The organism is Anaerolineales bacterium (assembly GCA_022866145.1).
Lineage (GTDB): Bacteria > Chloroflexota > Anaerolineae > Anaerolineales > E44-bin32 > PFL42.
Map to the genome: position 1 here is coordinate 1 of JALHUE010000123.1, position 3561 is coordinate 3561.

Sequence of the window (3561 nt, forward strand, 5' to 3'; positions counted from 1 at the left end):
CCATATGGGCAGCCGGACCATGATCTCCTTGAAGGATGATGATCGGCGGGAAGGATGACTTCTCCAGGATCTCATCGACGGCTGTCAGAATCAGACGGTTCAGGTGGGTGACCTGGTCCGAGGACGCCTCGACCTACTCCTCGTGATCGCAACATCCAACATCCTGCCGGCTGAACGGCCGACTCGGAATCACCTCTTCCCCGAACCTGCCGAAGACGAACGGCGGATGTGGCGAGACCACATGGGCGAACACGAACTGCGGCCCGTCGGCCAGTCCGGCATCGGCCAGCGAAGCTAGGCTGAACTCCACCTGCATCCGATGCTTCTGATAGGGGAAGCTGATCAGGCTCCGGGCGTTCGCCTGTTGCCGGCTGGCGGCATCCACCACGGGGCGCAGCAGCGTGGTCTCGAGGAGCAGGGTCTCGAACTCCTCGAGCGGCAGGCCGAACGCAGCCGCCTCTGAGCGGGCGAGTTCGCCGTAGGGAGGGGTCAGGAATCGATCAGCGTCTGTGAGCTCCGTGCGCGGGTAGCTGGTCTCGAAAGCGGCCGTCTGGTAGCCAAGGCCTTCGAGGGAGCGCCGCACGAGCGAGTGCTGGACCATCTCCTGCAAAGGCGCACTGTTAACTGATTCGGCTCCCTGGCTGAGGGCGAGGTCGTCCAGGTAGGTCGAGTTGAGGGAAGAAGCCAGAGACTGTGCGGTCTGCGAGTAGTTGGCTCGCGATTCCGAGGCGACATAGAAGCCGCGGGCAGTCAACGCCTGCAGGAAGGCGCTGTTGTCCAGGCTGTAGAGGTCCTGAAGCACATCCCCTCGGGCATAGGCGTCCAGCACGACGTAGTAGACGTCTGGGTACGTCGGCCGCAGGCGCCAGCCGTTCGGCGCCCTCAACGGGGCTCACCGCCGTTTCCCGGGCGTACAGCTGGCTCTCTGCCGCCTTGAGCGCCAGCATCAGCGAGGGCAGGGCCAGCAGAGCCAGGCCGATCAAGGTCATCACCCGCAGCCAGGGAGTGCGAGGCCGGGTGCGGGCCCAGACCAGCCATACCCAGCCGGCGCCAATAGCCGCCCACGCTGGAAGTAGGTACCAGTGGCGACCCCCGCCGCGCTCAAGATGAAGATTCCCAGCAGGACCGAGATTGCGAGCGAACGCGGGGCATCTGCGGGCACGCTCTGTCCGGCGTTGACGGCCAGGAGTTGAACAACCGGGAAGGCAGCGAAAGACGCCACGGCCAGCACCGGTTCCAGTTTCGAGACCAGCCTGGCGTCAGGCGCCCGGGCGGGCGCAGGGGGATGGGCCACGTGGAATCGAAGGCCTCCGCAGGCGATCGGGATCGTACCCGATGCGGGGTCTGCCTCCGAGCTTCGGATGGTTCGTCGTCTGCAATCTGCCGATGCGACGTGACAACCATACGTCGTCGTGCCACCTTCCGCCACTTGTCGAAGGCGCGGGGTGGCGCGAACCTGTAGCCGTCCGTGCCTGCATCCGGGGGTGTGTGATGGAACTTGTGCTCGCCTACGACGTCGGCACCAGTGGCACCAAGGCCGTGCTGGCCACAACGGACGGCCAGGTGAGAGCCACGGCCTTCGAAGCCTACCCGACGACCTACCCTCGGCCGCTGTGGGCGGAACAGGAGCCGGAGGACTGGTGGCGGGCGATCGCCGCCACGACGCAGCGCGTGCTGCAGGCAGCGGGCACCGGGCCGGGGCAGGTGGCTGGGATCGCCTTCACCACCCAGTTGGTCAATCTGATCGCGTTGGACTCAACTGGCGCCCCCTTGCGGCGCTGCATCTCCTGGCTTGATGGGCGAGCCGGAAACGAGGCCCGGAGCATCATGCGCCGCCTGGGGGGAAAGGGCGTTTTCGCGGCCATCGCAGGCGCGGCCATCACCGGCAAGGACGTGCTGCCGAAGATGCTGTGGCTGAAGAAGCACGAGCCTGAGGTGTACCGCAATGCCGCGGCGCTGGTCGATGTTAGCGGCTACCTGCTACTCCGGGCGACCGGCCGTCTGGTGGCGGAGTGGAGCGTGGCCAGTGTTACCGGCCTATTCCACCTCAAGCGCAAGACCTGGGATACGACCCTGATGCGCCTCTTCGGGCTGGACCGGGCCAAGTTCCCCGAGCTCGTGCGCGCTACCGACCGGGTGGGCGGGCTGACGCCGTCGGCCGCATCGGACCTCGGCTTGCTGGTCGGCACGCCGGTCTTTGCCGGAGCCGGCGACGGCATGACGGCCCCTGTCGGGGCCGGGGCGGTCGGCGAGGGCGACGGTCACCTGACACTGGGAACCTCAGGCTTCGTCGGGGTGATCACGGGGCGGCGGACGACCGGCAAGCGCGGCATCGTCACCCTACAGTCCGCCGACCCCGATAGGCTGCTGCTGATCGCCGAGATGGAAACCGCCGCCGCCTGCCTGCGTTGGGCGGTAGAGCAGCTGTACGGCATGCAGCCCGGATCGGAAGGCTATGGACTGATGGACCGCGAGGTCTTGGCCTCACCGCCAGGGGCGTCCAACCTACTCTTCACGCCGTGGATGTACGGCGAGCGAGCCCCGGTTGCCGATGAGCGCCTGCGGGCCTCGTTCGTCAACCTGGGTGCAAACCATACCCGAGGAGACATGGCTCGGGCGATCTACGAGGGGGTCGCCTTCAACTTCCGCTGGCTGCTGGAATCGCTGGAGCAGCTGTTCGGCTTCCGCCCAAATCCACTGCGGGTGATCGGGGGCGGGGCGCGGAGTGCGCCTTGGGTGCAGATCCTGGCCGACATCACGGGACGGACGATGGAAGTCATGCCCTGGCCCCAAGAGGCATCGGCGGTCGGCGCCGGGCTGCTGGCGGCCGTCGGGCTGGGTGCGCATCCGTCGGTCGACTCGCTGCGCAACCTGCTCAAGCCCGAACGGGTGGTCGTGCCGACGCAGTCGCGGCCGGACGAGTATGAGCCGGCCTTCGCGACCTACAAGGCGCTGTACACAGCATTGCGGCCGATCCATCACCGGATGAACGCACCGGACAAAGACTGAAGGTTACCGACCCATATCACCGCTGGCCACGGTCGGAGCTGGCCCGGCAGCCAGCGCAGGCACACCCAGAAAGGAAGCCGATCCATGGATCCCAAGGACATGCTGGCCGGTCTGGAGTCCGCCCTCAAGCCGTACAAAGGGGAGTTCCCCAGCCACCGCGCCCTGCCGCAGGCCGGACGCAGCCGCCAGGAGATTCTGGAAGAGATGCGCCGGCTCAAGGAGAAGGAAGAGTCCCGCTGGCGGCAGGGGTATGTCTCCGGCGGCGTGTATCACGGCGATGAGGCCCACATCCAGTTCTTGAACGAGGTCTACGCCCTTCACTCGCAGAGCAACCCGCTGCATGCCGACATCTGGCCCAGCACGATCAAGTTCGAGGCCGAGATCGTCGCCATGACCGCCCACATGCTGGGCAGCGAAAGGACCGACGATCCGGTGTGCGGCACGGTGTCGTCCGGCGGAACGGAGAGCATCCTGCTGGCGATGAAGACGTACCGCGACTGGGCGCGGGCGACGAAGGGTATCACGGCGCCCGAGATCATCGCTCCGGTCACG

General features: G+C 66.6%; 3 protein-coding genes. 2 read left to right on the plus strand and 1 reads right to left on the minus strand.

The annotated features are described in order from the left end of the window. Positions 1–133 precede the first annotated feature (133 nt). Positions 134–886, minus strand: coding sequence for a hypothetical protein (locus MUO23_03835; protein ID MCJ7512082.1), 753 nt, complete (start codon positions 884–886; stop codon positions 134–136). A gap of 605 nt (positions 887–1491) precedes the next feature. Here MUO23_03835 and MUO23_03840 point away from each other — a divergent pair. After that, positions 1492–3009, plus strand: a complete 1518-nt coding sequence (locus MUO23_03840) for an FGGY-family carbohydrate kinase (protein MCJ7512083.1) — start codon at positions 1492–1494, stop codon at positions 3007–3009. A gap of 84 nt (positions 3010–3093) precedes the next feature. Next, positions 3094–3561, plus strand: a 468-nt coding sequence (locus MUO23_03845; protein ID MCJ7512084.1) for a hypothetical protein, incomplete at its 3' end; no start/stop codon positions are given.